The sequence below is a fragment of the uncultured Leptotrichia sp. genome (genome assembly GCF_938036635.1).
In the GTDB taxonomy this organism is placed as follows: Bacteria; Fusobacteriota; Fusobacteriia; order Fusobacteriales; family Leptotrichiaceae; genus Leptotrichia; species Leptotrichia hongkongensis.
This window is the reverse complement of record NZ_CALHQO010000202.1, coordinates 1-4,454: the sequence shown is the minus strand read 5'-3', so window position 1 is coordinate 4,454 and position 4,454 is coordinate 1. Positions and strand designations below refer to the sequence as shown.

Below are 4,454 nucleotides of genomic sequence, written 5' to 3'. Positions count from 1 at the left end.
AATGATAATGATAATGATAATGATAATGATAATGATAAAAATAAAAACGAAAAAAATAGAAGAGAAAAAATAATAACAAATTTTTTCAAAAAAAGGAAATTAAAAAAACTATCTTTTACTCCATACATTAGAACTGAAATTGATATAAGAAATATTATGAAAGATGTGATTATATCATTATTTCCAGCTATTATTGCGTCAGGATTGGTTTATGGAATAAATGCACTCTTGCTAATTGCGACTTCTGTTTTATCAGCAGTTGTAACGGAAAAGTTATTTTCAAAAATATTTTTAGACGATACCAACTCTATACATGATTTATCTGCAATTATAACTGGTATTTTGTTGGCTATGACTTTAGCACCGTTAACTCCTTTACCTATAGTTGTTTTTGGAGCGGCAATGGCTGTAATCTTTGGAAAATTAATATATGGGGGAATTGGAAAAAATATTCTTAATCCAGCAGTAGTAGGTCGTGAATTTATGACTGTCTTTTTTTCTGTTTCAATGTCTTCAGGAGCAATTTGGTTTAGCCAAGAGTCTTTAATATTGCCTAAAATTAATTTTTTTGCAAACTTTTATAAAGCTCCATTTACAAGTTATTTAGATGAACTACTACTGACCTCTTCAGGTTCTTTAGGATCATACTCTGCTTTTGCCTTGATTCTAGGTGGATTGTACTTATTGCTCAAAAATCGGATTTCATGGCATATTCCTGTAAGCCTGTTTGCTACATTCTTTCTTATAACAACATTATTAAAAGAAGATACCTCTGTTTCAATCGGCGGATTATTATTAACAGGAATTTTTATGGCAACCGATATGCCGACAAGTCCATCTTTTGCAGGTGGAAAAATATATTACGGGATAATGCTTGGACTCGTGATAGTCTTATTATCATTACTTGGAATAAAAAATGAAACATTATCGTATGTTCTGATAATATTAAATCCTTTTACAAAATTTATAAATAAAGTTTTTCGTCCAGTTGTATTCGGTTATGATATAAAAGAAGAAATATTAAAGCAATCTGGAAAAATGATTTTACTTACTATCGGAATTTTCACTTTTGCAGTTATCTTTGTGAAATTCCATAAATTTGGAATCATTCCCTATTTAGTATATCTTTATATTTTGATACTTACAATAAAACTCATTACAACTAAAAAAAGAATAAACTATTAAAGGGGCTAAAAAGCCCCTTTTTACATAATTATTTTTTTATCAATGTTACACTAACTTCAGAATCTTCCAAAGCACTTCCATTAATAAAGTTTACTCCGTCAAAATGTAAAATATCTCCTGGTACTAAAACATGCTTTTCAGTTTCATTCAGGTACATTTCCATTTTTCCTTTTAGAACGGTAAAAACAATTTCTTCATCTTCATGATTGTGCTTAGCAATTTTTTCATCTTTTTTCAAAATTTTCTTTACCAATTTAAAATTTCCCTTGTTAAACAGCAACCCTGCTTCATTTTTTACATTTCCAAACATCTTTTTTCTCCTTAATATTTATTTTTATTTTGTTTTTTTAGCTTTATATAAATCTTCCAGTAATTCATCATTATTTTTATATTTTTTTATAAGTTCTATCAGATTTTTCATTCCTTCAACTTCTGACATTTCATTCAGCTCTCTTCTTAATTTCCAAATTTTTTCCAAATTTTCTCTTGGAATCAGAAGTTCTTCACGTCTTGTCCCACTTTTTAGTACATCAATTGCAGGAAATATTCTTAACTGTTCCAGCGTTCTGCTTAAAATGATTTCCATATTTCCTGTCCCTTTAAATTCCTCAAAAATTACTTCGTCCATTCTACTTCCAGTCTCAACAAGAGCTGTCGCAATAATTGTAAGGCTTCCACCATTTTTTATATTTCTTGCGGCACCTAAAAATCTTTTTGGATAATAAAGCGCATTGGGGTCGATTCCTCCTGAAATTAATTTTCCGCTTGATGGAATAGTGATGTTATATGAACGTGCAAGCCTTGTTAAACTATCCATAAGAATTAAAATATCTTTCCCACGTTCCACTTGCCTTTTTGCCATCTGAAGCACATTTTCTGTAACTTCCGTATGTACTCTTGGGTCTTCATCAAAAGTCGCTGAATATACTTCCGCATCTTTTACGTTTTCTTTAATATCCGTAACTTCTTCAGGACGTTCATCAATTAATAGTATCCACACATCAATTTCAGGATTGTATTTTATAATGTCATTTGCAAGAGTAGAAAGAAGTACTGTTTTACCAGCTTTTGGAGGTGCGACTATAAGCCCTCTCTGTCCTTTCCCAATTGGCGAAATTAAGTCAATAATTCTTGAAGAAATTTCCCCACCTCCTAAGTTTAGCTTTTCGTCTGGATAAGATGGCACTAAATCGTCAAAATACGGACGTTCTAGCGATTTTTCAGGCAAGTCTCCATTTACAAGCAATACTTTCAAAATCCCATAATTTTTCTCAGTTCCAATCGGAATTCTCAATTCTCCAAATACAATATCCTCATTTCTTAAGAAAAATCTTTTTATCTGTGAAATTGACACATAAACATCAGGCCCAATCGAAGTATTTCTCAAAAACCCATAATTTCCCTCACCTATTACATCCAATTTACCAAATCCATAAGTTTTTCCTCTTTCTTTCCCCTTTTCAATCAAAATTGCATTTATAAGTTCAAGTTTTGACATTCCAGAAAAACTTCCAATTTTATATTCCTTTGCCATTTTCTTTAATTTAGTTACATTTTGAGAAAGAATTTCTCGTATCATTTCTTCTTCGGAGTCTGAATTTTCAGAAACATCTTTCTTATCTAATTCTAGTTGTTCATCCAAATTTTTCTCCGATTCTATTTCATTATCTTTTTTTGCCATTTATTCCTCCACCAGCTCTCCATACAATGTCCATGTTTTCGCATTGTAAATTTTCGTATTTACAAATTGCCCTTTCAGGTCTTTTCTATCACTTTTAAATAAAACTATTTTATGTGTAGAACTTCTTCCAACCAGCATTTCAGGATTTTTTTTACTTGGTCCTTCAACTAGCACTTTTACAATTTTTCCTAAATATTTCTGACTTTCTTCTTTTGCTTTCATGTTCTGCAATCTCATAAGCTGTTGCAATCTCTCATTTTTTACCTGCTCATCAACCTGATTTTCCATTGTAGCCGCAGGAGTTCCTGTTCTCTTTGAATACATAAACATAAACGCATTCTCAAATCCAACTTCATTCACTACATCCATTGTATCTTGAAAGTCTTCATCTGTTTCCCCAGGAAATCCAACAATAATATCAGTAGTAAGTCCAATATCAGGTATTTTTTCTTTAATTTTCTTAGCAAGAGCTATAAACTCTTCCTTTGTGTATCCTCTATTCATTGAATCTAAAATTTTTGTAGAACCTGACTGTAATGGTAAGTGCAACATTCTAGCAATTTTAGGATTTCTTGCAATTGTATCAATTACTTCATCACTAAAATCCTTTGGATGTGGAGATACATATTTTATCCAGAAATCTCCTTCTACATTTGCACTTTGCTCCAGCAGTTTTGCAAAATTATCTTCTCCATTCGCAAAATCGCTTCCATACGAATTTACATTCTGTCCTAAAAATAATATTTCCCTGTATCCTTTTTTTGTATATTGCTCAACATCCCTAACAACTTCATTAAGAGGTACAGATCTCTCCATTCCACGCACATAAGGGACTATACAGAACGTACAGTAATTATTGCACCCATAAGTAATCGAGATAGAAGCCACAATATCATCTCCAAAGTCTGCATCTACTCTTGTTGGAAGTTCATCCTCATCATCTACCATAACAATATGTGTCTCTTCCCCAGATTCAATCCTTTCTAAAATATCAGGAATTCTTCCTATATTCTGATTTCCAAGAACCAAATCGACATAAGGCGTTTTTTTAATAAATTCATCTCTTACCTCTTGAGCAAGGCATCCTGTGACACCAATAATCATTTTTCCATCTTTTTCTTCCTTAATTCTTTTCAAATCTCCTAATTTTCCATATACTTTAACAGCTGCACCTTCTCTTACTGTACAAGTATTTAAAAATACCAAATCTGTATTTTCAATATCTTCAGTCATGCTATACCCCATTGTTTGAAGCATCTGCTTCATTTTTGCACTTTCATTTACATTCATTTGACAACCGTATGTTATTATAGTTGCTCTCTTTTCCACTTTTTTCCCTCCAAATTTTGTTCTTTTTTTAAAATTTTTGATTTTTACTGAATAGTTTCTGAATTGACTAAATTGATAATTTTTTCAACACTTAAATAGTTCTAACTATCCAAGTATAAACCATTATTTTTCAAGTTTATTTTCTCCTATTGTAATGGTATCATTTTTATTTTGGAATTTCAAGAATTTTTTATTCTTTTTTTTAATTATACTCGAACCCATTTAAAATTGAACTGATAGAAATTATATAATTTAGGGT

4 protein-coding genes are annotated in these 4,454 nt (G+C 31.0%); 1 reads left to right on the top strand and 3 read right to left on the bottom strand.

Features of this window, described 5'->3' with window-relative positions:
* On the top strand, positions 1 to 1,185 hold a 1,185-nt coding region (locus Q0370_RS03965), incomplete at its 5' end, for an RnfABCDGE type electron transport complex subunit D (RefSeq protein ID WP_299572422.1).
* Between the two features lie 28 nt (positions 1,186 to 1,213).
* Here the strand turns inward: Q0370_RS03965 and Q0370_RS03960 are convergent.
* The 3 genes from Q0370_RS03960 to miaB are packed head-to-tail and all read right to left on the bottom strand — an operon-like array spanning position 1,214 to position 4,195.
* Positions 1,214 to 1,495: a cupin domain-containing protein gene (locus Q0370_RS03960; protein ID WP_021743624.1), complete on the bottom strand. Its 282-nt coding sequence runs from the start codon at positions 1,493 to 1,495 to the stop codon at positions 1,214 to 1,216.
* A gap of 24 nt (positions 1,496 to 1,519) precedes the next feature.
* The gene (gene rho, locus Q0370_RS03955; RefSeq protein WP_232052583.1) at positions 1,520 to 2,866 is read right to left on the bottom strand and encodes a transcription termination factor Rho; all 1,347 of its coding nucleotides are present in this window, start codon (positions 2,864 to 2,866) and stop codon (positions 1,520 to 1,522) included.
* Positions 2,867 to 4,195: a tRNA (N6-isopentenyl adenosine(37)-C2)-methylthiotransferase MiaB gene (gene miaB, locus Q0370_RS03950; RefSeq protein ID WP_299572408.1), complete on the bottom strand. Its 1,329-nt coding sequence runs from the start codon at positions 4,193 to 4,195 to the stop codon at positions 2,867 to 2,869. It abuts the gene before it with no gap.
* Between the last annotated feature and the right edge of the window lie 259 nt (positions 4,196 to 4,454).

Bases quoted from the DNA above. Each gene is read 5' to 3' on its own strand.
- rho (WP_232052583.1), bottom strand. From the start codon at position 2,866: ATGGCAAAAAAAGATAATGAAATAGAATCGGAGAAAAATTTGGATGAA.
- Q0370_RS03960 (WP_021743624.1), bottom strand. From the start codon at position 1,495: ATGTTTGGAAATGTAAAAAATGAAGCAGGGTTGCTGTTTAACAAGGGA.